Below are 24071 nucleotides of genomic sequence, written 5' to 3'. Positions count from 1 at the left end.
CGGGGCGAAGCTCCGGATCGCCCGACGAGGAGGTGATGCCAGTGTCCACAGTGTCCGAAGTGTCCGGCTCGGCCACCCCGTTGCCGCGCCGGAGCCGCCGGATCCGCGCGTACGCGCTCACCGGCGGCCGCACCGGTACCCGGTACCAGCTGCTGGTGGAGACGCTGATCTCGGTGCCGCAGTACGACCCGGCGCTGAGCGACACGCTCATGCCCGAGTCGCGCTCGCTCTACGAACGCGCCCGGGCGCGGTGCTCGGTCGCCGAGCTGTCGGTCGGGCTGGACCTGCCGCTGGGTGTGGTGCGGGTGCTGCTCGGCGACCTCGCCTCCCAGGGCGCGGTGTTCGTCCACCCCACCGCGCACGCCTACCACCACGACACCAACGTGCTCGAGAGGATCCTTGATGGGCTCAAGCGGCTCCCCGCCTGAGGGCGATCTGCTGACGATCTCGGCGAAGATCGTCGTCGCCGGGGGCTTCGGTGTCGGCAAGACGACCTTCGTCGGCGCGGTCTCCGAGGTACCGCCGATGAGCAACGAGGCGTGGATGACCGAGGCCGGGGAAGGCATCGACGAGATCCCGCCCGGCGGCAAGTCGACCACGACCGTGGCGATGGACTTCGGGCGCATCACGCTGCGCCCGGACCTGCTGCTGTACCTGTTCGGCACGCCGGGGCAGGCGCGGTTCTGGTTCCTGTGGGACGACCTCAGCCGCGGTGCCCTCGGCGCCGTCGTGCTGGTCGACACCAGCCGGATCGACGAGTCGTTCGCGGCGATCAACTACTTCGAGAACGACTCGGAGCTGCCGTTCGTCGTGGCGGTCAACCAGTTCGAGGGCATGCCGGTGCACGACCTCGAAGAGGTGCGCGACGCACTGGCGCTCGACCCGGCCGTTCCGCTGGTGACCTGCGACGCCCGGGACCGCGCGTCGACGATCGCCACCCTGACCGAACTGGTCGGCCACACGCTGTCGCTGGCGGTGCTCTCCGGCCCGGCGGGCCGCGAGCTCGCCGGCAGCGCCCCGCACGCCTGAATCCCCGCACGTCTCACCCCGGAAGGTGAAGGGTCCCCATGCGCAAGGTCCTGGTCGTGGGCGCCGGGCAGTCCGGCCTGCAGCTGGCCCTCGGGCTGCAGGCGAAGGACTACGACGTCACGGTGATGTCCGCACGGACACCGGAGGAGATCCGGTCCGGGCGGGTGATGTCGACGCAGTGCATGTTCCACGACGCCCTGCAGCACGAGCGGGACCTCGGGCTGAACCTGTGGGAGGCCGAGACCGTCGACGTCGAAGGCCTCGGCGTCTCGGTGGCCGCGCCGGACGGCGGCCGCGCGCTCGACTGGTTCGCCGAGCTCGACCACCCCGCGCAGTCGGTCGACCAGCGGGTCAAGATGGCCGGCTGGCTCGAGCTGTTCGAAGACCGCGGCGGCAAGCTCGTCATCCACGGCGTGATGACGTCCGAACTGGACGCGCTGGCCCGGCTCTACGACCTGGTGATCATCTCGGCCGGCAAGGGCGAGCTGGTCCAGCTGTTCGACCGCGTGCCCGAGCGGTCGCCGTTCACGCAGCCGATGCGCGCGCTTTCGCTGGTCTACGCCCACGGGGTGGGCCGCCGGCCGGAGCACCCCGGGAAGGTGGGGGTGCGGTTCAACATCGTCCCCGGGGTCGGCGAGCTGTTCATGATCCCGGCGTACACGCTGAGCGGCAACTGCGACATCCTCTTCTTCGAAGGGGTGCCCGGCGGGCCGCTGGACTGCTTCGACGACCGCCCGGGCCCGGACGAGCACTTCCGGCGCGTGCTCGACCTGATGCGGCGGTTCGTGCCGTGGGAGTACGACCGCTGCCGCGACGCGGAGCTGACCGACGCGAAGGCGACGCTGGCCGGCGGGTACACGCCGGTGGTCCGCCACCCGGTCGGCACCGTGGGCGGCGGGGCGATCGTGCTGGGCATGGCCGACGTCGTCGTCGCGAACGACCCGATCACCGGCCAGGGCTCGAACAACGCGAGCCACTGCGCGGCGACCTACCTGGCCGCGATCCTCGAACGCGGGGACCGGCCGTTCGACGCGGAGTGGATGGAAGCGACGTTCGAGCGCTACTGGGAGTACGCCCGGCACGTGACCGAATGGACGAACGCGCTGCTCCTGCCGCCGCCCCCGCACGTGCTCCAGATCCTGGGGGTGGCGGGGCAGAACCCCGCCGTCGCGAGGCGGTTCGTGAACGGTTTCATGGACCCCTCCGACTTCCAGCACTGGTTCATGGACCCCGCACTCTGGGAGAAGTACCTGGCAGAGGTCTAGATCGCCGGAGGTGCTGGACTGTCGCGGAGGGACGATTCGGGCTACGGTTGTCACGTAGCGTGAAGGCGACAGGGTGGCACATCGGAGGTGCGTGGCATGCGGGCGATGTGGAAGGGCTCGGTGTCGTTCGGGCTGGTCAGCATCCCGATCCAGATGTACGCGGCCACCGAGAACAAGAACGTCTCCCTCCGGCAGGTGCACGAGGCCGACGGCGGCCGCATCCAGTACAAGCGGTTCTGCACGATCGACGGCCAGGAAGTGCCGTACGCCGAGATCGCCAAGGGCTACGAGCTGCCCGACGGCGAGATGGTGGTGATCACCGACGCGGAGATGGCCGAGCTGCCGCTGACCACCCAGCGCACGATCGACGTCCTGGAGTTCGTGCCGCTCGAGTCGATCGACCCGATCCAATACGACCGGACGTACTACCTGGAGCCGCAGAAGAACGCGGTGAAGCCGTACATCGTGCTGCGGGACGCGCTGCACAAGTCGAGCCAGGTGGCCGTGGCGAAGGTCGCCGTCCGGCAGCGGGAGAGCATGGCGGTGCTGCGCGTGCACGCCGACGTGCTGGTGATGACGACGATGCTGTGGCCGGACGAGGTCCGCGAACCCGACTTCCCCTTCCTGCGCGACGACCCGCCGCAGATCCGGCCGCAGGAGCTGTCCATGGCCGGGTCGCTGATCGACTCGCTGGCCGAGCCGGTGTTCGAGCCGGACAAGTACCGCGACCACTACCGCGAGGCCCTGGAAGAGATGATCGAGGCCAAGGTCGCGGGGGACGAGACGACCAAGCCCGCGGCGGTCACCGCCAAGGAGGGCGTCGTCGACCTGATGGCCGCGCTGCAGGCCAGTGTGGACGCCGCGAAGAAGTCGCGCCAGTCCTCTTCGGAGGCGTCCGATGAGGACGAAGAGCCGGTGAAGAAGAAGCCGGCCGCGCGCAAGCGGGCGCCGAAGTCCGCTTGAACCCACCCGGACGGGTGATCGGGCCGACACGCCGCCGGCGTACCGGGTGCGGACGCTTTCCGGTCCTACCTTGGGTGGACGTCGGCCACGAGCACGGAAAGGCGGCCGGTCATGGAATGCGCCTCTTGTCACGCGAGGATCGATCACTGCCACGGCACGCTGGTGGTGCACCCGGAAGGCGGGTTCGCCGAGTGCACCGATCCGGCCTGTCAGGACGGTGACCGCGTGCGGCACGCGCTGATCGTCGACTGCCAGGGCATCGGCAGCGGGTGCGGCTGTGCCGCCGCGCTGCGGAAATCCCTGCTGCACCAGGCTTCCTGAGCCTCCCGCCGGGACCCTGCGGGCCTTTCCGCCGGGTGGTCCGCACCCGCCGGGAAGGCCCGCACGGCGTCAAGGCCGTAACCCGATCGTGTATGCAGCTGTGTACACGGGCTTGGCGATGTGCTAACACTAACGAGGTCCTTCGGCTCTCCCTCCCCCTCGGAGCCGGAGGACCCTTTTCTTTTCCGGACGTGTCCGGTGTGGATAGGTCAGCGCCTGATGTACAGTTCACTGCATGGTGACCTGTGAGACGCGCGAGTCGGCGCTGGCCCGCATCGGCCGGGCCCTGTCCGACCCGACCCGCTGCCGGATCCTGACCGCACTGCTCGACGGTCCCGCCTATCCCGGGCGGCTGGCGACCGAGCTGGGGCTGAGCCGGTCGAACGTGTCGAACCACCTGTCGTGCCTGCGCGGCTGCGGGCTCGTCGTGGCCGGCTACGAGGGCCGTCAGGTGCGGTACGAGATCGCCGACGCCCACTTGGCCCGCGCGCTGCGGGAGCTCGTCCAGGTCGTTTTGGCGGTGGAACCGCGCGAAGCCTGTGAGGACGAGCGGGCGGCGCTGCGGTGAAACCGGAACCGGCCACGGAAACCTGCGCCGACGGCTGCTGCGCGGCACCCGCGGTGGAGCCGGATCGCCGGGCGCTGCTGGTGCGCCGGATCCGGCTGCTCGTGGCGGCGACCATCACCTACAACGTCGTCGAGGCCGTCGTCGCCCTGACCGCCGGTGCGGCGGCTTCGTCCGGGGCGCTGATCGGCTTCGGGCTGGACTCGGTGATCGAGGTCGCCTCGGCCGCCGCGGTCGCGTGGCAGTTCTCCGGCCACGATCCGGAAGCCCGGGAACGGCGGGCGTTGCAGGCGATCGCGATTTCCTTCTTCGCGCTCGCGATTTACGTCACAGGGGAAGCTGTCAGTACGTTTTTCACCGGCGAGCCGCCGGAAACCTCCCGGACCGGAATTGTGCTCGCGGCCATTTCCCTGGCCGTGATGCCCGCGCTTTCCGCGGCGCAGCGCCGGGCCGGGCGGGAACTGGCCTCCGCCAGCGCCGTCGCGGATTCGCGGCAGACTTTGCTCTGCGCTTACCTTTCCGCGGTGCTGCTGGCCGGATTGCTGCTCAACGCCCTGTTCGGCTGGTGGTGGGCCGACCCGGTCGTCGCGCTCGCGATCGCCGGGGTGGCGGTGCAGGAAGGCCGAACGGCCTGGCGCGGCCAGCATTGCTGCTGACGCGTGCCAGGCCGTTGGCGGGAGTTCCGGGATCAGTACCAGTGCGCCCGGCCACCGATCCGGCGGCCGGTGCCGCCCAGGATGGCCAGTGCCACACCGGCCACCGCGAGAATGATGCCGATGGTGTACAGCACCGGGATACCGACGATGAACCCGATGACCAGGAGAATCACACCGAGAACGATCACTTCACACACTCCTTCGCACGAGACCCGGCCCGGCTCCGTGCCGTCCGGGCGGATGCGCTTCTCTCGAGGGGAGGATGGCCAGTTTCGCGATAAACCAAACTACGGCGAATGGAGCAATCTTGGATCAGTACCGGTAGTGATCGAGCTTGTACGGCCCTTCGACGTCCACCCCGATGTACTCGGCCTGCTGCTTCGTCAGCTTGGTGAGTTTCACCCCGAGGGCGTCGAGGTGCAGGCGGGCCACCTTTTCGTCGAGGTGCTTCGGGAGCCGGTGGACGTCGGTGGTGTACTCGCCGGGCTTGGTGAACAGCTCGATCTGCGCGATCGCCTGGTTGGTGAACGAGTTCGACATCACGAAGGACGGGTGCCCGGTCGCGTTGCCCAGGTTCATCAGCCGGCCCTCGGACAGCACGATGACCGCGTGGCCGTCCGGGAACGTCCACTCGTGCACCTGCGGCTTGATCTCGTTCTTCACGACACCGGGGAGCTTCGCCAGCCCGGCCATGTCGATCTCGTTGTCGAAGTGGCCGACGTTGGCGACGATCGCGTTGTGCTTCATGCGGCTCATCTGGGCGGCGGAGACGATGCCGAAGTTCCCGGTGGTGGTGATGAAGATGTCGGCCTGCTCGACGACGTCGTCCAGTTCCACCACGTCGAGCCCGTCCATCGCCGCCTGCAGCGCGCAGATCGGGTCGATTTCGGTGACCGCGACGCGGGCGCCCTGGCCGCGCAGCGCTTCCACCGCGCCCTTGCCGACGTCGCCGTAGCCGCAGACGACCACGCGCTTGCCGCCGATCATGACGTCGGTGGCGCGGTTCAGGCCGTCCACAAGGGAGTGCCGGATGCCGTACTTGTTGTCGAACTTGGACTTGGTGACCGAGTCGTTGACGTTCATCGCGGGGAACAGCAGCTCGCCGTCCTTGGCCAGCTTGTAGAGCCGCTTGACACCGTTGGTGGTCTCCTCGGTGACGCCGCGGATCTCCTTGGCCATGCGGGTGAACCGGTCACAGTCGGCCGCCAGGCTCGCGCGGAGGGTCTCGAGGACGATCCGGTATTCCTCCGGGTCCTCTTCGGACGGCTGCGGCACCGCACCCGCCGCCTCGAACTCGACTCCCTTGTGGACGAGCAGGGTGGCGTCGCCGCCGTCGTCGAGGATCATGTTCGGCGCCTGCCCGCCGGGGAAGGCGAAGAGCCGGTCGGTGCACCACCAGTATTCGTCGAGCGTCTCGCCCTTCCACGCGAAGACCGAGGTGCCCGCCGGGGCCTCGACGGTGCCTTGCGCGCCGACGACGACCGCGGCGGCGGCTTCGTCCTGGGTGGAGAAGATGTTGCAGGACACCCAGCGCACCTGCGCGCCGAGTGCCACCAGGGTTTCGATGAGCACGGCGGTCTGCACCGTCATGTGCAGCGACCCGGCGATGCGCGCGCCCTTCAGCGGCTGCGTGGCGGCGTACTCGCGGCGGATCGCCATCAGGCCGGGCATCTCGTGCTCGGCCAGCCGCAGCTGGGTGCGGCCGGCGTCGGCCAGCGCGAGGTCGGCCACGGCGAAGTCGAGGCCATTGCGGGTCTGCAGTTTGTCACTCATGCTTCGGTGCACTCCGGAGTTCGTCGGGACGCTCGGGAGGCAGCGCGGAAGTCCTTGCGGACAAAGAAGAAGGCACCTCCCTCGCGGGAGGCGCCCTTGGAGTCGTGGTAACGGGCCGAGCGTGGCGGAAGGGATCTCCGTCGCAGCGCCTCTCGGCCCGCGACCAGGATGGCAAAGCCGCCGCGAGGCTGTCAAGCGAGCGAACGGGCCATGAGCACGTCGTCGACGTCGACGCCGTCGATGCGGAATTCGCCCCGCAGCACGCCTTCCACGACGAACCCGCACTGCTCGTAGATCCGGCGCGCGGCGGTGTTGTGACCCAGCACGCGCAGCGTCAGCTTGCGGGCGCCGCGCTTGCGCGCCACGGCCACCGCGGCGGCCACGAGCTGCCGCCCGATGCCGAGCCGCTGCCGGTCCGGGTCGACCGCGAGCCCGCCGATCACGAGCACGTGCCGGTGGGCGTCGATGTCGAACCCCGCGGTGAGGTGGACATACCCGGCGACCACGCCTTCGTGCTCCGCGACGAGGAAGTTCCCGGGCCGCGCGCCGTCGCCGAAGAAGGGCGTGCCGGGCGGCGGCGGGGGAGCGGGGGACACGGTGGAGGTCCAGGTCCGCCGGTCGATTTCGGCGAGCGCGGCTTCGTCGGCGGCGCGGGCCGTCCTGATCGTGATCACCGGGGCAATCCTGGCGGAATCCGGCACCCGGCGCGAAGGGTTTAGAGCAGGTGCGCCCGCCGCCAGATGCCTTCCGAGCGGCCGCCGATCAGCCCGGCCTCGCGCAGGAACGGCACGATCTTCTCCGCCATCCAGCGGCGTGTCTCCTGGAAGTGCAGGTTCGCCAGCGCCGCGGCGCGGCCTTCCCGCGGGGCGATCCCGACGCTGCGGTAGATCCGCGGGTCGACCATGCTGTCGATCACGCCGAACGCGACCAGTGCGGTCCGCAGCCGGTGGCGCTGCAGGGCCGCCTTCGACAGCTTCGGCGTCTCCCGCAGCACCTCTTCCTTGGCGAACCGGACGTGCCGGGCCTCCTCGACCACGTGGATGCGGTTGACCGAGCGGATCAGCGGCTGGATGCCGTCGTCGTCCATCATCGACCGCTGCAGCCGGTCGGTGGTCTCCTCGGCGACCAGCACGCTGGCGAACATCGACGGCCCGGCGGCGGTCGCGCCGAACACCTTGGCGGCGCGGTGCACGACCTTGGGGACGCCGTAGCGCGGGACGCCGAGCCGCTCGGCGGTGCGGGCGAACATCACCGAGTGCCGGGTCTCGTCGCCGATCTCGGTCATGGCGTACTGCGCGTGCTCGGTGCGCGCGTCCAGGTCGAAGACGTACCGGGCGAGCAGCTGCATCAGGACGATCTCGAACCACAGGCCGACGCTCATGATGCTGGCGATCTCGTGCTTGGACAGCTCGATCCGCTGCTCGGGCGTCAGCTTCGCCCAGAGGTCCGTGCCGTAGAGGGAGACGCGTTCGAGCGGCATGTACGCCTTGCCCTCGGCGAGCGGCGCGCCCCAGTCGATGTCGACATGCGGGTCGTAGGAGTTCTTCGCGGAGCTCTTGAGCAGGCGAGCCGCGGTGACGTCCCGGTCCTGGGCCTCGACGCCCATGGCGACCTCCGGAAAGTAGGGGGTACACGGTGTACTAGTTACTTCGGGGAGCGTACACCGCCCGGCGGTCCGTGAGTAGGCTTTTGCCGTGACCAAGGTCGACGGACGGGCAACGCGCTGGGCGGGCCAGCAGGAGCGGCGGCGCGCCGAGTTCGTCGACGCCGCGTTGGCCGCCATCGCCGAGTACGGCCCGGACGTCTCGACCGAGCAGATCGCCGAACGCGCCGGGGTCGCCCGCACCCGCCTGTACCGGCACTTCGACGGCGCGGCCGATCTCCGCCGGGCGATCGCGCAGCGGGCGGCCGAGCTGGTGACCGCCGATCTGGCCCCGCTCTGGCACCCCGAGGGCTCGCCGAACGAGATGATCTCCACGGTGATCTCGACGCACCTGCGCTGGCTGACCGAGCACGCCCACCTGCACCGCTACCTCGCCCGCGGCGTCCCCGACGGCCCCGACGTCCGCGGGGCGATCGCCCGCCACCTCAGCGGCCTGTTCACGGGCTACCTGACGGCGTTCGGGCTGGATCCCGCGCCGGCGGACACGATCGCGTTCGGCCTGGTGGGCTACGTCGAATCGGCGACGACCCGCTGGCTCGACCACCCGGGCACGCTCACCCTGCCCCAGCTGACCGGCCAGCTCACCGGCACGATCTGGGCGATGCTGGACCACACGCTGCGCGCCGGCGGCGTCGAACTCGACCCGGACCGCCCGCTACCGCTCCCGGAGGGGCTCTAGTCTTCGCGCGGGAATTCGGCCCGCACGCCCAGCAAGCGCACCGCCCGGGTCAGCTCGAACATCCCGAGCACCTCCTGGGCGGCGCGGTCGAGTTCGGCGGCGTCCGACGTCGGCTCCGGCAGCGTGATGCTGTGCGTGTGGGTCAGGAACGGGACGAACCGCACCTTGACCGCCACCCGCGCCGCCGGGCGGCCTTCCTCGAGGACGTCTTGGGCGACGCGCTTCGCCAGCGCCGAGACCTCCGCCGCCATCTCCGCCGGGTCCGTCAGATCGCGCTGGAACGTCGTCTCGCGGCTGCGCGAGCGGGCCACCCACGGCGTCGCGCTCACCTCGGCGTCGCTGATGCCGCCGCCGAGCAGCCGCAGCCACGGCCCGGTCTTCGGGCCGAACCGGGCCGCCAGCTCCGCCGGGTCGGCGCCGGCCAGGTCGAGGACCGTGTGGATGCCCAGCTCGGCGAGCTTCTTCGTCGTCTTGCCGCCGATGCCCCACAGCGCGTCGGTCGGGCGGGCCGCCATCACGTCCCACCAGTTCTCCTGCGTCAGCCGGTAGATCCCGCCCGGCTTGCCGAACCCGGTGGCCAGCTTGGCCCGCAGCTTGTTGTCCCCGATCCCGACCGCGCACGACAACCCCGTTTCGCGCGCGACCGCCTCCTTGATCGAGACGGCCAAGGCCTCCGGATCGGCGGTCTCCGCGCCGATGAAGGCCTCGTCCCAGCCCAGCACCTCGACCACCACCGGCAGCTCCCGCACCGCGGCCATCACACGCGCCGACACCTCGAGGTAAGCGTCGGGGTCACTGGGCAGGAAGACGGCGTCCGGGCAGCGCTTGGCGGCGATCCGCAGCGGCATGCCGGAGTGGACGCCGAACTCGCGGGCTTCGTACGACGCCGTCGCGACGACGGCGCGTTCGGCCGGGTCGCCGTGGCCGCCGACCACGACGGGCTTCCCGCGCAGCTCCGGGTGGCGGGCGATCTCGACCGCGGCGATGAACTGGTCGAGGTCGACGTGCAGGACCCACTTCACCCCGCCCAGTCTGCCTCAGATCCGGTGCCGCGCCACGTGGGTCCAGACGGTGGCGGTGAGCGCGAGGATCCCGCAGAGCGTCACCCCGGGGTCGGGCAGCACCAGGCCCAGGACCAGCAGCGTCACGGCGGTGATGTCGAAGACGATCAGGAGGGCGCCGCGGAGCGCGCGCGACTTCGGGCGCTTGCCGTCGCGAAGCGCCGCCGCCAGATCCGGGTCGCTGAGCTCGAGACTGCGCTCGATCTTCTCGAGCTCGGTGCGATCGTGGTGACTGAGCATCGGGCCTCCTTCGGCGCCGAACCCGCCGTATCGCCGTAGCGAATACCCAATCGTCCTCTTCGCTAACCGCCGAACGCCTTCCGATTTTGTGCTTTTCTCTGCTCCGACCGGGTGATCCGCGCTCCGTGACCGGGGACGGCCACGTTAAGTTGCCCCTTGAACGTGGCCGGTCACGGCCGGACGGCGGGTGGGGGCGGTCGGTGCGGCCACGTCCTGCCTTCGTGCCGGTGGCCGGTCAGTCGCCTTCCAGCAGCCGGAGGACTTGATGACCCTGCCCACCGAACCGATCGGCAGCATCCCGCGTCCCGCCTACCTCGTCGAAGGCCTCGGCGGGTTCGCGGCCGGCCGGATCGACGCCGCCGCGCTCGCCGAGCTGGAAAGCCGGGCGCTGGCCGACACGATCCGCCGGTTCGAGGAGACCGGCTCCCCGGTGCTGACCGACGGGGAACAGGGCAAGCCGAGCTTCGCGACGTACCCGCTGGCCGGGCTGGACGCACTGGCACCCGACGGCGTCGTCATCCCGTTCGCCGACGGGCACACCCGGCAGCTGCCGCGGCTCACCGCGGGCCCGTTCCGCTACGCGACCCACGCGGACTCGTACCTGACCCGTGCGAAAACGCTTACCGACCGGCCGGTCAAGCAGGCGGTGATCGCCGCGTCCGCGCTCTCGCTGATCTACCCGGGCGACGGCATCGAGGGCTACTCGCAGGAGCAGTTCGTCGCCGACTTGGTGAACGAGGCCGAGGCGGACATCCGGGGCAGTCTCGAGGCGGGCGCGGACAGCGTGCAAATCGACTTCACCGAGGGCCGCCTGTCGCTGAAGCTCGACCCCACCGGCGGGCTGCTGCGCCAGTTCGTCGAGCTGAACAACGCCGTGCTCGACCGGTTCACCGCCGAGGAGCGGGCGAAGATCGGCGTCCACACGTGCCCGGGCGGCGACCAGGACTCCGTGCACAGCCTCGACGTCGACTACGCGGGCCTGCTGCCGGCGTTGTTCGAGCTGAAGGCCGGCCGCTTCTTCGTCCAGCTGGCCAGCGAAGCCGACCCCGAGCGCGCGCTGCGGGTGATCGCCGACAACCTCCGGGCCGACCAGCGGATCTTCGTCGGCGTCATCGATCCGATCGACCCGCGGGTGGAGACCCCGGAAGAGGTGCGGGACCGGGTGCTCACCGCGGCGAAGTACGTACCGGCCGAGCGGCTCGGGACCTGCGACGACTGCGGGTTCTCCCCGTTCGCCGACGACACGTCGACTTCGCGCGACCTCGCGTTCGCGAAGATCAAGGCCCGCGTCGAGGGCACGCGGCTGGCGTCGGAGCAGCTCGGCTGAGCGGACGGCGTGAGCCCGCCCGGCGGGCTCACGCCGCTTCGGCGGCGACCTTCAGCCCCAGCGCGACGAGCACGGTACCCAGTACGGCGTCGAGGCCCCGGCGCACGCGGCCGGCGCTGAAGAACTTCTTCAGCGCCCCGACCACGACGGCGAGGGTGACGAACCACAAGACGGTGCCGGCGGTGGCGATGGCGGCCAGTTCGAGCGTCTGCAGGGTGGAGCCGTCCGCGGGGAGGAACTGGGGGAGCAGCGCCAGGAAGTAGACGGCCACCTTGGGGTTGAGCAGGTTGGTCACCAGCCCCTGGCGAAAGGCGGCCCCGGCCGCGAGCTGCCGGGGCCCGGCAGCGGCCGCGAGATCCCGGTACTCCCCACGGCGCACGGCGAGCCACGCCTTGACGCCGAGGACCACGAGGTAGGCCGCCCCGGCCAGCTTCACCACGGTGAACGCAACGGCGGACGCGGTGAGCACGGCGGCAACACCGAGCGCGATCGCGACCACCCAGGCGAACACCCCGAGCGCAATCCCGGCCCCGGCGGCCATCCCGGCCCGCCGCCCCCCGCTGAGCGCCGACCGCGTCACAACAACGAAGTCGGGCCCGGGCGACATCGCCCCGAGCACGACGACCAGCAGGAACGAGGCGGCGGTGGCACCGGGGATCATGGCCAGAGGATACGACCTGGGCGCCACCGGTTTTCCCGGCGATGCACGCCATCGCCATCGCCGGCGACGAATCCGCGGTTCACGATTTGGTAACTGTCGGTGACATTCCGACCGTGGCCGCGACTGTGCTCAAGCGTGGTGCTTTCGAATCCACGTACACGGCTTGGTGGACTGGGTAGGTGGAATGAGTACGTCGTTGGTGGACCGCGCGCGTCGGTTGTTCGAATTTCTCCGCGGGGCGCAGCAGCTGAAGGCCAACCCGGTCCGGTCGGTCGAGGTCTACCAGCGCGAAGGCGACGTGATCTGGCTGGCGGACCTTCCGGTCCACCCCGCCATCGCCCGGCTGCCGAGAGACGTCCCGGCCGGGGACGCGCCGCTGCTGTCGATCGCTCGGGTTCCGGTGGTCGCGCCGCCCGAAGCCGCCGCGGAACTCGGGCGATGGCTGACGGAACCGGTCGACGATCCCGAGCGGACGCCCGCGCTCCGGCAGCGGATCACCGAAGCGGCACCCGAGGCGGAGCCGGAGGCGACTGCCGACCGGACGCCCGTGTCCCTCACCTTGGATTGCTTCCCCGCGGTTCAGCGGCAGTACGACACGTGGCTGCCGCGTTGGCTCGAATGGGCGGAACAGGAACGGATCGATCGTCCTGCGCGAGACCTGTACGCGCGGCTCTACACGATCTACGTCTCGGCCACGGAAAGCCCCGAGGAGCTGGAGCTGGTCGCCGGAACCGGCTGCCTCGGCTGGCAACCCGTCAACGGGTATCGGATCAAGCGGCACCTGCTGACCAGCGCCGCATCGGTGGACTTCGACGATCGGACCGGCCGCCTGGTGGTGCGCGCCGTCGAGTCGGCCGAGCCGGTGCAGCTGGAACTCGACATGGTCGAGCCCGGGCTGGTCACCGCCCCGGACAAGCTCGACGAGATCCGAGCGGACGTCAAGGCGTACGAGGGGCCGGCTCTGGCTCCGGTCGTCACCGGTGACTTCGCACGCCGGCTCGTGCACAGCCTCGACTCCGATGGCGAGTACCGCGACCAGGACGAGCCCGCGGTGCCCGGCAAACACGCAGTAGTGGCCTTCGCGCCGGCCCTGATCCTGCGGAGGCGCAGCCAGCAGGGGCTGATCGAAATCTTCGACACGATCCTGCACCAGCTGGACGAAACCGGGGAAGTGCCGGACGGGCTGATCCCGTTGATCGATCCCGACCACGTGCCGGCAGCGCCGGCAGCAGCGGGTGACGGTGCGATCTTGCTGGTCGACGACGAGCCGTTCCTGCCCCTTCCGGTCAACGACCGCCAGCTCGACGTGATCAGGCGGGTCGACTCGGCGTCCCAGACCCTGGTGCAGGGCCCGCCGGGCACCGGCAAGACCCACACGGCCGCGGCGTTGATCTCGCACTTGCTCGCGCAGGGCAAGCGGGTTCTCGTCACCGCCCACACCGACCGGGCGTTGCGAGAGGTGCGGGACAAGCTCCCGGAGGAGATCAAACCTCTGGCGGTGGCGGTCGTCGGGTCTTCCCGGGAGGACATGGCCGACCTGAAACTGGCGGTCCAGGAGATCGCGGCTGCGGCGAGTGAACACGACGGCGAAGAGAACGCCCGGGCGATCCGGGAGCACTTCGAGACCGTCGACTGGCTCCGGCGCGAACGCTCAGCCGCACACAGCAAGCTCCTGCAGGCGCGTGAACGTGAGGTCCTGGAGTGGGAACACCGGGGCTATCGAGGCACCCTCTCGGGGATCGCCCGTCAGCTGACCGCCGAGCAGGGCCGGCTGGGGTGGCTGCTCGGCTCGGACGCGGTCGGCCCGGACCAGGAAGCGCCCCTGAGCAGTCGTGAGGCCCGGGAATGGCACGGCTACCTGCTCGACGAAAACCTGCGTGCCGATGAACCCCAATCCCGGCTGCGCCTGCCGGTGCTCTCCCAGCTGGTGGACGCCGATCGGTTCGCCCGGTTGGTCGCCGCCGAAAACGGGGCCACCGCGGCGGACCAGGAGAACGCGGTGCTCAAAGAGCACCCGGCCTTCTCCGCGGTCCGGCGGCTCGCGCCCGAACAGCGGAGCGAGCTCCAGAGCCGGTTGCACCGGCTCGCCGGTGAGGCGGACCACCTGCTCGGCCGCCGGGAGCAGTGGCTCGACGACGCGTTGCGGGATGTCCGGACCGGACGAGCCGGCCAGTGGCGGGCCCGGGGTGCAACCATCCACGGCCTGATCACCACGGGTACGGGCTGGGTGGGGCAACTCGGCCCGCTCACCGACGTCGTGGTGCGTGGCGGCGATCTCGGTGCGCTGGTTGCGCTCGCCGGCGAGCTCGTGCGGTTCCTCGCGGGAGGTGGCGTCGTCAAGACGATGGCCGACGGCAGTCCCAAGATCGGCGCCTTCGCTCCCAAGATCCTCAAACAGGCCCAGCCGCTGTTCGAGAACGTCCTGGTCGACGGCCTGGCGCCGACATCCGCGCCCCGGTTGCAGGCGTTCATCGCCTGGGCCGAGGGGAGCAAGGTACTGACCGCGCTCGACCGGGCTTGGCCGGAAAGCATGGTGATCCCGCCCGAGGACACCCTTCAGGAACGGCTTCAGTGGCACAGCACGGAACTCAGGCAACTGCACCGGGTCCTCGCCCTCGCCGATGAGCTGGCAGCGGAAGAGCAGCGCTTGCGCCGGCTCGAGCTGCCCTCCCCGGACTGGAACGACCTCGGGGGCGTCCGGCGGTACGCGAGCTTGACGGACGCCGCGGCGGCGGAAGAGGCGAAGGCGGCGGCGGCCGCGCCGCTGGTCGCGCTCGAGCGGTTCGTCGGGGAAACCGCCCAGTGGTCCGACTCCGCCCAGTGCGTCGCCGACCTGCTGGATGCCGTCAAGAACCGGGACAGCGAGCGCTTCGCCGTCGCTCGCCGGACGCTCACGCGTCTTTGGGAGGTACGCGGTCAGGCCGGTCGCCGTGATCAGCTCGGCGGCGTCCTCCGGGCCGCCGCGCCACGCCTGTACGAGGGAGTCGTTTCCGACCCGGGCCACCCGGACTGGGCCGAACGCCTCGCGACCTTCTCGGAAGCGTGGAACTGGAGCGCGGCTCGGGCGTGGATCACGCAGCAGGAGTCGATCGACGTGAACGACCTCCAGTCGGACATCACGAGGATCGAACAAGCCATCCGGCACGAAGCCGAAACGATCGCCGCGGGGCGTGCTTGGGATCATGCTGCGTCGCCGGAGCGCCTCAGTGGCGCCGCGCGCGCCGACCTGACCCAGTACGCCCAGCTCGTCCAGCGGGCGGGAAAGAACACCGGGATCTACCGCAACCAGCGCCGCGCCGAGATCCGCAAGGCGATGGACCGCTGCCGTCCGTCGGTGCCCGTGTGGATCATGCCGATTTACCGGATTGCCGAGCAGCTCCGCGTGCGGCCGGACATGTTCGACGTCGTCGTGGTGGACGAGGCCTCGCAGGCCGGGACGGAAGCGGTCTTCCTGCAGTACCTGGCCAAGAAGATCGTGGTCATCGGGGACGACCGGCAGGTTTCGCCCTCGGCGGTCGGCGTCGACCAGCAGCAGCTGCGGGACCTCGCGCGGCAGTACCTGGCGGGAGACCGGTACCGCGACACCTGGCACGATCCGCGTCGCAGTCTCTTCGACGAAGCCAAGATGCGGTACGGGAAGCTGATCACGTTGATCGAGCACCGTCGGTGCGTCCCGGAAATCATCGGGTTCTCCAACCGGATCGCCTACGAGCCGGACGGTATCCGGCTCGTCCCGGTCCGCCAGTACGGCGCCGACCGCCTCGAGCCGATCAAGGCGGTCTACCTGGAGGACGGTTACGAGCGGGGCGTCACGAACAAGAGCAACCCCGTCGAAGCCGAAGCGATCGTCGAGCAGATCGAGAAGTGCCTCGCCGACCCGGCCTACGACGGCAAGACCTTCGGTGTCGTCTCGCTCCTCGGTCCGACCCAGGCGAAGGAGATCCAGAACAAGCTCTTGGGGCGCATCTCGAAGGAGGACTGGACGAGCCGCGACTTCCGGTGCGGGGATGCCGCGGACTTCCAGGGCTCGGAGCGGGACGTGGTGTTCCTTTCCATGGTGGCGGCTCCGGCACCCGACAAGCGGATGGTGGCGCTGACGCAGGAGCAGTACGTCCAGCGCTACAACGTCGCGGTTTCGCGCGCGAAGGACCAGGTCTGGATCTTCCACTCGGTGCGCCCGGACGAGTTGCCGAACCGGGAGTGCATGCGGTTCCAGCTGCTCGATTACAGCTACGGGGTGATCGCGCGAGGCCGGAACGCCGAAGCCGGGGCATCCAGCGAAGCGGTGCCGGAGGACCGCCGGGTCGAGCCGTTCGACTCACTCTTCGAGCAGCGCGTGTACAACCGCATCGTCGACCGCGGGTACACCGTGCTTGCGCAGTACCCGTCGCTGGGCTATCGGATCGACCTCGTGGTGGTGGGTGCCCACGGACGTCTGGCGGTCGAGTGCGACGGCGACCAGTGGCACGGCCCCGAGGCGTACGAACGGGATCTCGCACGGCAACGTGACCTCGAACGGTGTGGCTGGCGTTTCTTCCGGATCGCCGGGTCGGCGTTCGACGTGGACCGGACGGAAGCGCTCGCCGGGCTGTGGGAGCTGCTCCAGGAGGAAGACATCCATCCCTCGGGCTGGTCACCTGCCGCCGAGGCGGCGGAATCGCCCGAAGCCGTCGAGCTGCTGCCGGCGGTGATCGAGGAGGTCGAGCCGGAGCCGGCGATCGCCTCGCCTGCGCCGGCCCCGCCGGCCGAACAAGACTGGGAGTGGCCGGCGGAAGACGCCGTCGACGAGGGTGCGGTGCCGGTGGAGCCGGCCGCCTCGTCCGGGGAGCGCTCGGCTGTCCGAACGCAGGTCGCCGGCGTCGAACAGCCGGCAGTTGACCGTGCGCAGCCGGCGCTGGAGGCCTACGGGGTCTTCTCCGGCCGGCTGACGCCGGCGTCCGACGCCACGCGCGACGAGCTGATCGAGGGTATCCAGGCCATCGTGGCCGCCGAGGGGCCCGTGTCGGGTGACCGGATCCACCGCCTCTATGTGCAGTCCTCCGGTGGGCTCAGGGTCGGCTCCCAGCTGGCACGGCTGTTGAACTCCGCGGTGAGTCTCGCGGTCCGCCGAGGCGTGCTTCTCGCCGACGATCCGCTCGGGCGGTCGGGCGTCCGGCCCCGCACCTACCGGCTGCCGGACCAGCCGCTGGTCCGGGTGCGTGAGCTGGGGCCTCGTGACCTGGGTGACGTTCCTCCGCGGGAGCTGGCCACAGTCATGCGGGAACTGGCCGATCGGCACGGCTGGGACGACGAAGAAGCGCTGTTCCGGGCCGTTCTCGCGCAGCTCGGGCTCAAGAAGCTGACGAAGAACGTGAGCCAGCTCCTCTCGACGGTCCTCGGGCTGGCGCGGACCCTCGAATCGGGCGGGCAACCCCCTCGAGCCGAGGCCTGAGCAGTGCCGGTCTTCGTGGGTGAGGGACCTGCGAAGACCAGCGATGTTCGAATTTGAACCTCGTGTAGGGTCGATCTTGTGGGCGACTCCAGGGGCAACGGCATGACGGCTGAGGTGCGGACACGGGTGCGGATCCCGCTGCGGCTCGACGGCGGAATTGCGGTCGACGCCGAAGCCGTCACCTTCCGGGGGCTGGGCGACGGGGGTGAGCACCTGGCGTTCGTCCTCGGCACTCCCGGCGAGGTGCCGCTGGTGCGGCCGCACTCGGAGTGCCTCACCGGGGACGTCTTCGGGTCGGCGCGCTGCGATTGCGGCCCGCAGCTGGCCGAGGCCGTCACGCGGATCTCCGAGGCCGGTGGGTACCTGCTCTACCTGCGGCAGGAAGGCCGGGGGATCGGGCTGTACAACAAGCTCGACGCCTACGCCCTGCAGGACGGCGGCCTCGACACCTACGCCGCGAACGCCGCGCTCGGGCTGCCCGAAGACGCCCGCGACTACACCGTCGCCGCGCAGATGCTGGGTGCGCTCGGCGTGGCGCGGGTCGACCTGCTGTCGAACAACCCGGACAAGGCGGCGCAGCTGCGGGCGGCCGGGATCGCCGTGCGCGACCAGGTGCCGACCGGGGTGTTCGCCACCGAGAACAACGTGCGGTACCTGCGGGCGAAGGCCGAGCAGACCGGGCACACGCTCAGCCTGCCCGGGATCGCCAGCTAGGCCAGGCGCTGGGCCGCCGCGGCCGCGGGGCCCGTGGTCAGTTTCTCCAGCAGGCCGATCAGGACCGTCCGTTCCGACGGCGTGAGCGACGCCGCCCAGGCCTGCTCGCGCGTGTTGTGCTCCTGGTAGGCGTCGGTCACCGCCGTGTGGCCCGCTTCGGTGAGGGCCAGCTGCACCGCGCGGCGGTCGCGGGGGACCGGGGTGCGCGTCACCAGCCCGTCCCGCTCCAGGGTCTTGACCAGCGCCGACACCGCCGCGCGGCTCATCCCGGCCAGCCGGGCCGTGTGGCGGGACTCCAGCGGGCCCGTCAGCCACAGGACGAACAGCACCCGGAAGCCGCCCCAGCTCCAGCCGCGCGGGCGGTGGACCGTCGACTCCCAGTCGTAGACCAGCGCGCCGGCCAGGCGGTGCAGTGTCAGGCCGAGGCGCATCGCCACCGGGTCGGTCGCGGGCAGCTCGGCCTGCGTCTTCCCGATCGCGTAGTCGACGAACGAGAGGTAGTCGAGGTCGGCCGGTCGGTCGGTCATGCGGCTCAGGCTAGGCGAGGCGAGGGTTCCCCGCGGTCGTCCGGCGGGCTAGCCTGACCCGGCAGATGGTCAATCCTTTGACGATCAAGGAGCGCTCGCGGTGACGAAGAAAGCCTTCGCCTCTTCGGCCGACCTGGCGGAGAAAGCGCAGACCCTCGAAGTGCTCGCGGAGGGCGTCTACGCGCTGACCGCCGAGGGCGACCCGAACATCGGCGCGATCGAAGGCGAGGACTTCCTCGTCTGCTTCGAAGCGCTGGCAACGCCCGTCGCGGCCGGCGAATGGCTCGCGAAACTGCGGGAGCACACCGACAAACCGGTGCGGTACCTGGTGCTGAGCCACTACCACGCCGTGCGCGTGCTCGGCGCGTCCGCGTTCGGCGCCGACGTGATCGTCGCGCACGAAAACACCCGCGCCCTGGTCGCCGAGCGCGGCAAGGAGGACTGGGCGAGCGAGTTCGGCCGGATGCCGCGGCTGGCCAAGGGCGCGGACTCGGTGCCCGGGCTGACCTGGCCGACGCTGACCTTCTCCGACCGGCTCACGATCGACCTCGGCGGTGACCGCGGCGACCTCGTCCTGCAGTACTGCGGGCGCGGCCACACCGAGGGCGACATCGTCGCCTGGCTGCCCCGCGAGAAGATCCTCTACGCCGGCGACCTCGTGGAAGCCGAAGCCGCGCTGTACACCGGTGACGCGTTCCACCGCGACTGGGCGTCGTCCACTTTGGACCGCGTCGCCGCCTTCGGGGCCGAAACCCTGATCGGCGGCCGTGGCGGGGTGAGCCGCGGGAGGAAAGCGGTCGACGCCGCCGTCGCGCAGACCCGGCACTTCCTGGACACGATGATCCGCGAGGTCGGCGCGGTCCGCGACGCCGGCGGCACGCTCAAGGAGGCCTTCGAGCGCACGCACGCCGCGCTGGACGACCAGTACGGGCACTGGCCGATCTTCGAGCACTGCCTGCCCTTCGACGTCTCGCGGCTGTGGGACGAGCTGTCCGGCATCGAGCGGCCGGTGGTCTGGACCGCCGAGCGCGACCGCGAAGTCTGGGACCAGCTCCAAGGATGACGGTCGCGGTCCTCGGCAGCGGCCCGGTCGGCCAGACGGCCGCGCTGCTGCTCGCGCGCCGGGGCGTGCCGGTGGTGCTCGTCGACGAGCACGAGCGGCGCGATCCCGTGGGGTCCAAGGCCATCTGCCACCAGCGGGACACCTTGGACGTCTGGGCGTCGCTCGGCGCCGGGTGCCTCGCCGAGGAGGGCCTGACCTGGACGACCGCCCGGACGTTCCACCGGGACCGGGAACTGTTCTCCTACCGGCTGCCCGGCGCGGGGTCCGCGCTGCCGCCGTTCGTCAACCTCTCGCAGGCCCGCGTCGAGGAGGTCTTGGACGAGCTGATCGCGCGGCAACCGCTGATCGACGTCCGCCGCGGCCACCGCGTCACCGGCCTGACCCAGCCGGGCTGCGTCGAGGTCCGCTGCGAAACCCGGGACGGGCCGCGCCGGATCGAAGCGGACTACGCGATCGCCTGCACCGGCGCGCGCGGCGACGCGGTGCGGCGCGGGGTGGGGGAGCAGCTGGCCGGCGTCTCGTTCGACGACCTCTTCCTCATCTGCGACATCCGCGCCGACCTCGCCGGCTGGGCGGCCGAGCGGCGGTTCTACTTCGACCCGCCGTGGAACCCCGGCCGTCAGGTGCTGATCCACCCGTGCCCCGGCTCGCGGTTCCGGATCGACTGGCAGGTGCCCGAGGACTACGACCTCGCCGCCGAGGAGACCGGCGGCGCCCTGGACCGCCGGATCCGCGCGATCATCGGCGACCGGCCGTACGAGGTCGCGTGGCGGTCGGTCTACCGCTTCCACACCCGGCTCGTCCGCCGGATGCGCGCCGGCCGCGTGCTGCTGGCCGGCGACTGCGCGCACCTGGTCGCGCCGTTCGGGGCGCGCGGGCTGAACTCCGGCGTCGCGGACGCGGAGAACGCCGCGTGGAAGCTCGCGTGCGTGCTGCGCGGCGAAGCCGGCGACGGCCTGCTGGACAGCTACCACGCCGAGCGGCACGCGGCGGCCGTCGAGAACGCCGAGGTGACCACGGCGACGATGGACTTCCTGGTCCCGCAGGACGACAAGCAGCGGCGGCACCGGGCCGAGGTGCTGGCCCGGGCCGCCCACGACCCGGCCGCCCACCCGGAGGTCGACTCGGGCCGGCTGGCCGAGCCGTTCTGGTACACCGGGTCCCCGCTGACCACCCCGGACCCGGACCGCCCGTTCGCCGGGCGGCCGCCGCGCGGGACGTTGCCGCCACCCGGCCCCGGGATCCTGCTGCCGGACGTCACCGTCGCGGGCCGGCGGCTGCGCGAGCAGGCCCGTCAGGGGTTCCTGCTGCTGACGACGCCGGGAGTGGTGGCGCCCGCCGGCGTGCGATCGGCGGAGATCCCGGTGGGCGGGGCACTGGGTGCGCGCCCGGGCGAAGCCTGGCTGGTCCGCCCGGACGCGTACGTCGCCGCCGTGCTCCGCAACCCGCCGGAGCTCGCCCCAGCCCTCCAGCGCGCACTTTCCCTACGAAAGTGACGTCCCGAGGCCCGAGCTTTCACGTGAAAGCTCGGGCCTGGAGCGCGTCACTTTCCCTACGAAAGTGATCCGGAGATGGTGACTCCGGATAGCTTTCACGTGAAAGCTGCGGTTACGGGTAGTTGAGGAGGGGGCTTACCTGGTGGGTTGTGTTGGCCGGGTCGCCTGTGTCGTTGACCACGTGGGCGATCGTGCCGACTCCGCCGAGCGACACCGAGACCAGGTTGTGGAGCCGGACGCCGCCGTTGTTCGGGACCTCGAACGAGTGACTGGCCACAATGGACGGATTCGTGTTGAAGAAGCAGTAGCTGCCCAGCCCCCAGCCTTCGTGGCTGGTCACCGAGTCGGCCACCTTGTACGCCGCCCAGCCCTGCCGTCCGCCGCCGCTGGACCAGGACGCCTGGTCCGGCGGGTCGTACGGCATTTCGTTCTGGAAGAAGTACGTCCGCCCGCCGTTGCCGTTCCACAGCACTTCGTACTGCTGGTAGTGCTCGACGAACAGGCCGTACATCGTCACGTTCGCGCCGTTGACGACGAGTCCGTTCGCCGCGGTGTTGACGTTCCAGCCGACCCCGTAGGAGTGGTCGCCGCGCCACAGCCACATGTGGTCGCCGATGACGTTGTTCGAGTTGACCACCAGCGTCTGGGTCGCCCGCCCGACCGCCGCGCCGCCGATCCGGAAGAACACGTCGTGCAGCGACGTCGGGTTACCGGCGTGGTTCGCGTTCGACCCCGGCTGGCCGACCTGCAGCAGCACCGGCGAGTTCACCGCGCCCGCGTCGATCAGCAGCCCGGCGATCTTCACACCGTCCACATCGGACGTCGTGATCGCCGCGGTCCCGTTGGTGGGCATCAGCGTCGCCAGGCCGAGCCCGAGCACCACGGTGTCCGGGCGCGTGATGTTCAGTGACTGGTCGAGGTGGTACACGCCCGGCGTGACCAGGAGGTTCTTGCCCGCGGCCAGTGCGGCGTTGAGCGTCGCGGCCGAGTCGGACGGCTTGGCGACGTAGAACTCGCTGAGCGAGATCGACTGCCCGGCCGGCGCTCCGTGGCCCCAGCTGGTGCCCGTGGAATTCTGCCGCAAGGCCGGGACGAACACGTTGTAGCTGCCGGAGCCGTCGACGTAGAGGAACGGCTTCTCGCGGATCACCGGGGTCTGGCCGACCACGGTCTCCGGCGGGTTCGGGAACGACGCCGGCGGGGTGCCGGTCGAGCCGACGAACACCATGTTCCACACGCCGCCCTGCCAGCCGCCGAGCTCGCTGTTGCGGGTGAGGAACTGCTGCTGCGAACCGGACACGGCGACGCCGTCGATCTTGCTGTCGGCGATCAGGCCGCCGCTGGCCCAGCCGTCGCCGCCGTTCCACAGCTGGATCTGGCTGCCGCGCAGGTGCATCCGGCGGTAGGGCGCGGCCTGCGCGACGGCCCACCGCTCGACCTGCCCGGCCGGCAGGGTCACCGAGAGGTTCTCGGCCGACCGCCAGAAGTTCTGCGTCGCGTTGCCCTTGTTGTTCGGGTTGTCGCCCTGCTGCAGCCAGTCCGCTTCGACGCGGACGTGGCCGTTGAGGTTGACGTCGTCGGGGGAGAGGCCGAGCCCGGCGACCTGCTCGTAGAAGCCGAGGTTGACGTCGGCGTTGTAGGTGCCCGGCTTGAACAGCACGGCGTAGCGCTCATTGCCGAACTGGTTGGTGTGCTGCTGGCCGGCGAGCTGCGTCAGCCGGTTCTGGATCGTCGCGGCCGGGGTCGAGGGGTCGAACACCGACACGTTCGGCCCGAGGTCCGGGTTGCGCGGGTCGGTCGGCGGGATGGTCGTCCCGCCGCCGGTGCCGTGCACGGCCACTTCCCAGAGCGAGTAGCCGTAGCCGGTCGCCCGCTGGGTGCCGTGGACCCGCAGGTAGCGCGCGGTGCCGGTGAGGGCCAGCGACTGTGTGCCGCCGGTGCCGGTGGTGGTCGAGTACGCCGTGCTCCAGCTGTTCGCGTCGGCGGACAGCTGCACGCTGAACGCCGTGGCGTACGCGGCTTCCCAGCTGAGCACCACGTCGCAGAGCTGCTGCGCGGAACCGAGGTCCACCTGCAGCCACTGCGGGTCGCCGAACGCGCTGGACCAGCGCGTCCCGGTGTTGCCGTCGACCGCGGCGGAGGCGGGTGTCCCGCCGTTTTCGGTCGACGACGCGGTCGCGGGACGGCCCTGCGCGAGGTTGGTGCTGCCGCACGCGGCGGCTTGGGCCGGTGCGGAGCCGACCACCGCCGCGGTGGTGACCGCGGTGACGAAGGTGGTGGCGATGACGAGGAGGCGGTGTACGGGGGAGAACGTCGTTGATCTCATCGGCCTGCCTGCTGCTCGAGGGGGAGGACGTGCAAAACGGACCGGGCGAGCCCCACAGCTCGCGCCGGCGTCGGGTGGTGCGGCGGGTTCGCGTCCGGGCACCCGCCCGGCGCCGTGAGCCGGAGGAGCGGTACCGGGTGGTGCGAGGAGCGCGAACCAGTCAGCCCGAAGGGTGTGTGTCGCGGCGGAACTGTCCCGGTGGCGGTCACGGAACCGGTTCCGTCGGTGAGATCGCAGTTAACAGTGCCGGGTTCGGCGGAGTCAAGGATCCGGCGCGGATTCTCCTCGCCCGGACCAGTCCGCGACCGTCC

22 protein-coding genes and 1 riboswitch are annotated in these 24071 nt (G+C 70.7%); of the genes, 13 read left to right on the top strand and 9 right to left on the bottom strand.

Annotated features, from left to right (window positions below):
- Positions 1-35 precede the first annotated feature (35 nt).
- The 7 genes from Q5425_RS25305 (at position 36) to Q5425_RS25275 (ending at position 4799) form a co-directional block, all read left to right on the top strand.
- Positions 36-428 (top strand): DUF742 domain-containing protein, encoded by a 393-nt coding sequence (locus tag Q5425_RS25305; protein WP_308674795.1) that lies wholly within the window; start codon positions 36-38, stop codon positions 426-428.
- Positions 403-1029, top strand: coding sequence for an ATP/GTP-binding protein (locus Q5425_RS25300; RefSeq protein WP_308674794.1), 627 nt, complete (start codon positions 403-405; stop codon positions 1027-1029). The genes Q5425_RS25305 and Q5425_RS25300 overlap by 26 nt, the downstream gene beginning before the upstream one ends.
- Positions 1030-1067: 38 nt before the next feature.
- Positions 1068-2294: a styrene monooxygenase/indole monooxygenase family protein gene (locus Q5425_RS25295; protein WP_308674793.1), complete on the top strand. Its 1227-nt coding sequence runs from the start codon at positions 1068-1070 to the stop codon at positions 2292-2294.
- 96 nt (positions 2295-2390) lie between these two features.
- Positions 2391-3257 (top strand): Ku protein, encoded by an 867-nt coding sequence (locus Q5425_RS25290; RefSeq protein ID WP_308674792.1) that lies wholly within the window; start codon positions 2391-2393, stop codon positions 3255-3257.
- A gap of 162 nt (positions 3258-3419) precedes the next feature.
- Positions 3420-3578, top strand: a complete 159-nt coding sequence (locus tag Q5425_RS25285; RefSeq protein ID WP_396135237.1) for a hypothetical protein — start codon at positions 3420-3422, stop codon at positions 3576-3578.
- A 235-nt stretch (positions 3579-3813) separates the two neighbouring features.
- Positions 3814-4146 carry a metalloregulator ArsR/SmtB family transcription factor gene (locus tag Q5425_RS25280; RefSeq protein ID WP_308674790.1) on the top strand — a complete coding sequence of 111 codons (333 nt, stop codon included), beginning with the start codon at positions 3814-3816 and terminating at the stop codon, positions 4144-4146.
- Positions 4143-4799, top strand: coding sequence for a cation transporter (locus tag Q5425_RS25275; RefSeq protein WP_308674789.1), 657 nt, complete (start codon positions 4143-4145; stop codon positions 4797-4799). Before Q5425_RS25280 ends, Q5425_RS25275 begins: the two co-directional genes overlap by 4 nt.
- A 32-nt stretch (positions 4800-4831) precedes the next feature.
- Here the strand turns inward: Q5425_RS25275 and Q5425_RS25270 are convergent, their stop codons facing one another.
- The 4 genes from Q5425_RS25270 to Q5425_RS25255 all read right to left on the bottom strand — a co-directional run bounded on the left by Q5425_RS25270 (position 4832) and on the right by Q5425_RS25255 (position 8178).
- Complete coding sequence (locus Q5425_RS25270; protein ID WP_285996763.1) at positions 4832-4987, bottom strand: hypothetical protein; 156 nt, start codon at positions 4985-4987, stop codon at positions 4832-4834.
- Positions 4988-5111: 124 nt separating this feature from the next.
- Positions 5112-6572, bottom strand: a complete 1461-nt coding sequence (gene ahcY / locus Q5425_RS25265) for an adenosylhomocysteinase (RefSeq protein WP_308674788.1) — start codon at positions 6570-6572, stop codon at positions 5112-5114.
- An 81-nt stretch (positions 6573-6653) separates the two neighbouring features.
- A riboswitch (S-adenosyl-L-homocysteine riboswitch) is annotated at positions 6654-6732 on the bottom strand.
- A gap of 31 nt (positions 6733-6763) precedes the next feature.
- Positions 6764-7246: a GNAT family N-acetyltransferase gene (locus tag Q5425_RS25260; protein WP_308674787.1), complete on the bottom strand. Its 483-nt coding sequence runs from the start codon at positions 7244-7246 to the stop codon at positions 6764-6766.
- Between the two features lie 41 nt (positions 7247-7287).
- Positions 7288-8178: a diiron oxygenase gene (locus Q5425_RS25255; protein WP_308674786.1), complete on the bottom strand. Its 891-nt coding sequence runs from the start codon at positions 8176-8178 to the stop codon at positions 7288-7290.
- A gap of 88 nt (positions 8179-8266) precedes the next feature.
- Between Q5425_RS25255 and Q5425_RS25250 the strand changes: the two genes are divergently transcribed.
- Positions 8267-8914 carry a TetR/AcrR family transcriptional regulator gene (locus Q5425_RS25250; RefSeq protein WP_308674785.1) on the top strand — a complete coding sequence of 216 codons (648 nt, stop codon included), beginning with the start codon at positions 8267-8269 and terminating at the stop codon, positions 8912-8914.
- On the opposite strand, the gene Q5425_RS25245 is transcribed toward Q5425_RS25250, so the two are convergent.
- Positions 8911-9936 carry a DNA polymerase IV gene (locus tag Q5425_RS25245; RefSeq protein WP_308674784.1) on the bottom strand — a complete coding sequence of 342 codons (1026 nt, stop codon included), beginning with the start codon at positions 9934-9936 and terminating at the stop codon, positions 8911-8913. The two genes, Q5425_RS25250 and Q5425_RS25245, sit on opposite strands and share 4 nt — an antisense overlap.
- 15 nt (positions 9937-9951) lie before the next feature.
- Positions 9952-10215 carry a DUF3040 domain-containing protein gene (locus Q5425_RS25240; RefSeq protein WP_308674783.1) on the bottom strand — a complete coding sequence of 88 codons (264 nt, stop codon included), beginning with the start codon at positions 10213-10215 and terminating at the stop codon, positions 9952-9954.
- Positions 10216-10480: 265 nt separating this feature from the next.
- On the opposite strand from Q5425_RS25240, the gene Q5425_RS25235 reads away from it, so the two are divergent.
- Positions 10481-11542: a cobalamin-independent methionine synthase II family protein gene (locus tag Q5425_RS25235; RefSeq protein WP_308674782.1), complete on the top strand. Its 1062-nt coding sequence runs from the start codon at positions 10481-10483 to the stop codon at positions 11540-11542.
- A gap of 28 nt (positions 11543-11570) precedes the next feature.
- On the opposite strand, the gene Q5425_RS25230 is transcribed toward Q5425_RS25235, so the two are convergent.
- On the bottom strand, positions 11571-12203 hold the full coding sequence (locus Q5425_RS25230) for a LysE family translocator (protein WP_308674781.1): 633 nt from the start codon (positions 12201-12203) through the stop codon (positions 11571-11573).
- 184 nt (positions 12204-12387) lie between these two features.
- On the opposite strand from Q5425_RS25230, the gene Q5425_RS25225 reads away from it, so the two are divergent.
- Together Q5425_RS25225 and ribA are read left to right on the top strand one after the other, a co-directional pair.
- Complete coding sequence (locus Q5425_RS25225) at positions 12388-17634, top strand: AAA domain-containing protein (protein ID WP_308674780.1); 5247 nt, start codon at positions 12388-12390, stop codon at positions 17632-17634.
- A 102-nt stretch (positions 17635-17736) separates the two neighbouring features.
- Positions 17737-18348, top strand: coding sequence for a GTP cyclohydrolase II (gene ribA / locus Q5425_RS25220; protein ID WP_308674851.1), 612 nt, complete (start codon positions 17737-17739; stop codon positions 18346-18348).
- On the opposite strand, the gene Q5425_RS25215 is transcribed toward ribA, so the two are convergent.
- Positions 18345-18875: a MarR family transcriptional regulator gene (locus tag Q5425_RS25215; RefSeq protein WP_308674779.1), complete on the bottom strand. Its 531-nt coding sequence runs from the start codon at positions 18873-18875 to the stop codon at positions 18345-18347. The two genes, ribA and Q5425_RS25215, sit on opposite strands and share 4 nt — an antisense overlap.
- Positions 18876-18975: 100 nt before the next feature.
- Here Q5425_RS25215 and Q5425_RS25210 point away from each other — a divergent pair, with 100 nt between their 5' ends.
- Both Q5425_RS25210 and Q5425_RS25205 read left to right on the top strand, forming a co-directional pair.
- On the top strand, positions 18976-19938 hold the full coding sequence (locus tag Q5425_RS25210; RefSeq protein WP_308674778.1) for an MBL fold metallo-hydrolase: 963 nt from the start codon (positions 18976-18978) through the stop codon (positions 19936-19938).
- Entirely contained in the window at positions 19935-21434 is a 1500-nt protein-coding gene (locus Q5425_RS25205) for an FAD-dependent monooxygenase (RefSeq protein ID WP_308674777.1), read from the top strand. Before Q5425_RS25210 ends, Q5425_RS25205 begins: the two co-directional genes overlap by 4 nt.
- A 112-nt stretch (positions 21435-21546) precedes the next feature.
- Here the strand turns inward: Q5425_RS25205 and Q5425_RS25200 are convergent, their stop codons facing one another.
- Positions 21547-23760, bottom strand: coding sequence for a discoidin domain-containing protein (locus Q5425_RS25200; RefSeq protein WP_308674776.1), 2214 nt, complete (start codon positions 23758-23760; stop codon positions 21547-21549).
- Positions 23761-24071 lie beyond the last annotated feature (311 nt).

Source organism: Amycolatopsis sp. A133 (assembly GCF_031082405.1).
Taxonomy (GTDB): Bacteria; Actinomycetota; Actinomycetes; order Mycobacteriales; family Pseudonocardiaceae; genus Amycolatopsis.
The sequence above is the reverse complement of the archived record's forward strand: the minus strand, read 5'-3'. Positions and strand labels throughout refer to the sequence as shown.

What these genes read in the sequence shown, in the direction of transcription:
- Q5425_RS25280 (WP_308674790.1), top strand. Translation starts at nt 3,814, where the DNA reads ATGGTGACCTGTGAGACGCGCGAGTCGGCGCTGGCCCGCATCGGCCGG.
- Q5425_RS25235 (WP_308674782.1), top strand. Translation starts at nt 10,481, where the DNA reads ATGACCCTGCCCACCGAACCGATCGGCAGCATCCCGCGTCCCGCCTAC.
- Q5425_RS25305 (WP_308674795.1), top strand. Translation starts at nt 36, where the DNA reads ATGCCAGTGTCCACAGTGTCCGAAGTGTCCGGCTCGGCCACCCCGTTG.
- ahcY (WP_308674788.1), bottom strand. Translation starts at nt 6,572, where the DNA reads ATGAGTGACAAACTGCAGACCCGCAATGGCCTCGACTTCGCCGTGGCC.
- Q5425_RS25240 (WP_308674783.1), bottom strand. Translation starts at nt 10,215, where the DNA reads ATGCTCAGTCACCACGATCGCACCGAGCTCGAGAAGATCGAGCGCAGT.
- Q5425_RS25230 (WP_308674781.1), bottom strand. Translation starts at nt 12,203, where the DNA reads ATGATCCCCGGTGCCACCGCCGCCTCGTTCCTGCTGGTCGTCGTGCTC.
- ribA (WP_308674851.1), top strand. Translation starts at nt 17,737, where the DNA reads ATGACGGCTGAGGTGCGGACACGGGTGCGGATCCCGCTGCGGCTCGAC.
- Q5425_RS25225 (WP_308674780.1), top strand. Translation starts at nt 12,388, where the DNA reads ATGAGTACGTCGTTGGTGGACCGCGCGCGTCGGTTGTTCGAATTTCTC.
- Q5425_RS25295 (WP_308674793.1), top strand. Translation starts at nt 1,068, where the DNA reads ATGCGCAAGGTCCTGGTCGTGGGCGCCGGGCAGTCCGGCCTGCAGCTG.
- Q5425_RS25215 (WP_308674779.1), bottom strand. Translation starts at nt 18,875, where the DNA reads ATGACCGACCGACCGGCCGACCTCGACTACCTCTCGTTCGTCGACTAC.
- Q5425_RS25290 (WP_308674792.1), top strand. Translation starts at nt 2,391, where the DNA reads ATGCGGGCGATGTGGAAGGGCTCGGTGTCGTTCGGGCTGGTCAGCATC.
- Q5425_RS25205 (WP_308674777.1), top strand. Translation starts at nt 19,935, where the DNA reads ATGACGGTCGCGGTCCTCGGCAGCGGCCCGGTCGGCCAGACGGCCGCG.
- Q5425_RS25300 (WP_308674794.1), top strand. Translation starts at nt 403, where the DNA reads ATGGGCTCAAGCGGCTCCCCGCCTGAGGGCGATCTGCTGACGATCTCG.
- Q5425_RS25200 (WP_308674776.1), bottom strand. Translation starts at nt 23,760, where the DNA reads ATGAGATCAACGACGTTCTCCCCCGTACACCGCCTCCTCGTCATCGCC.
- Q5425_RS25255 (WP_308674786.1), bottom strand. Translation starts at nt 8,178, where the DNA reads ATGGGCGTCGAGGCCCAGGACCGGGACGTCACCGCGGCTCGCCTGCTC.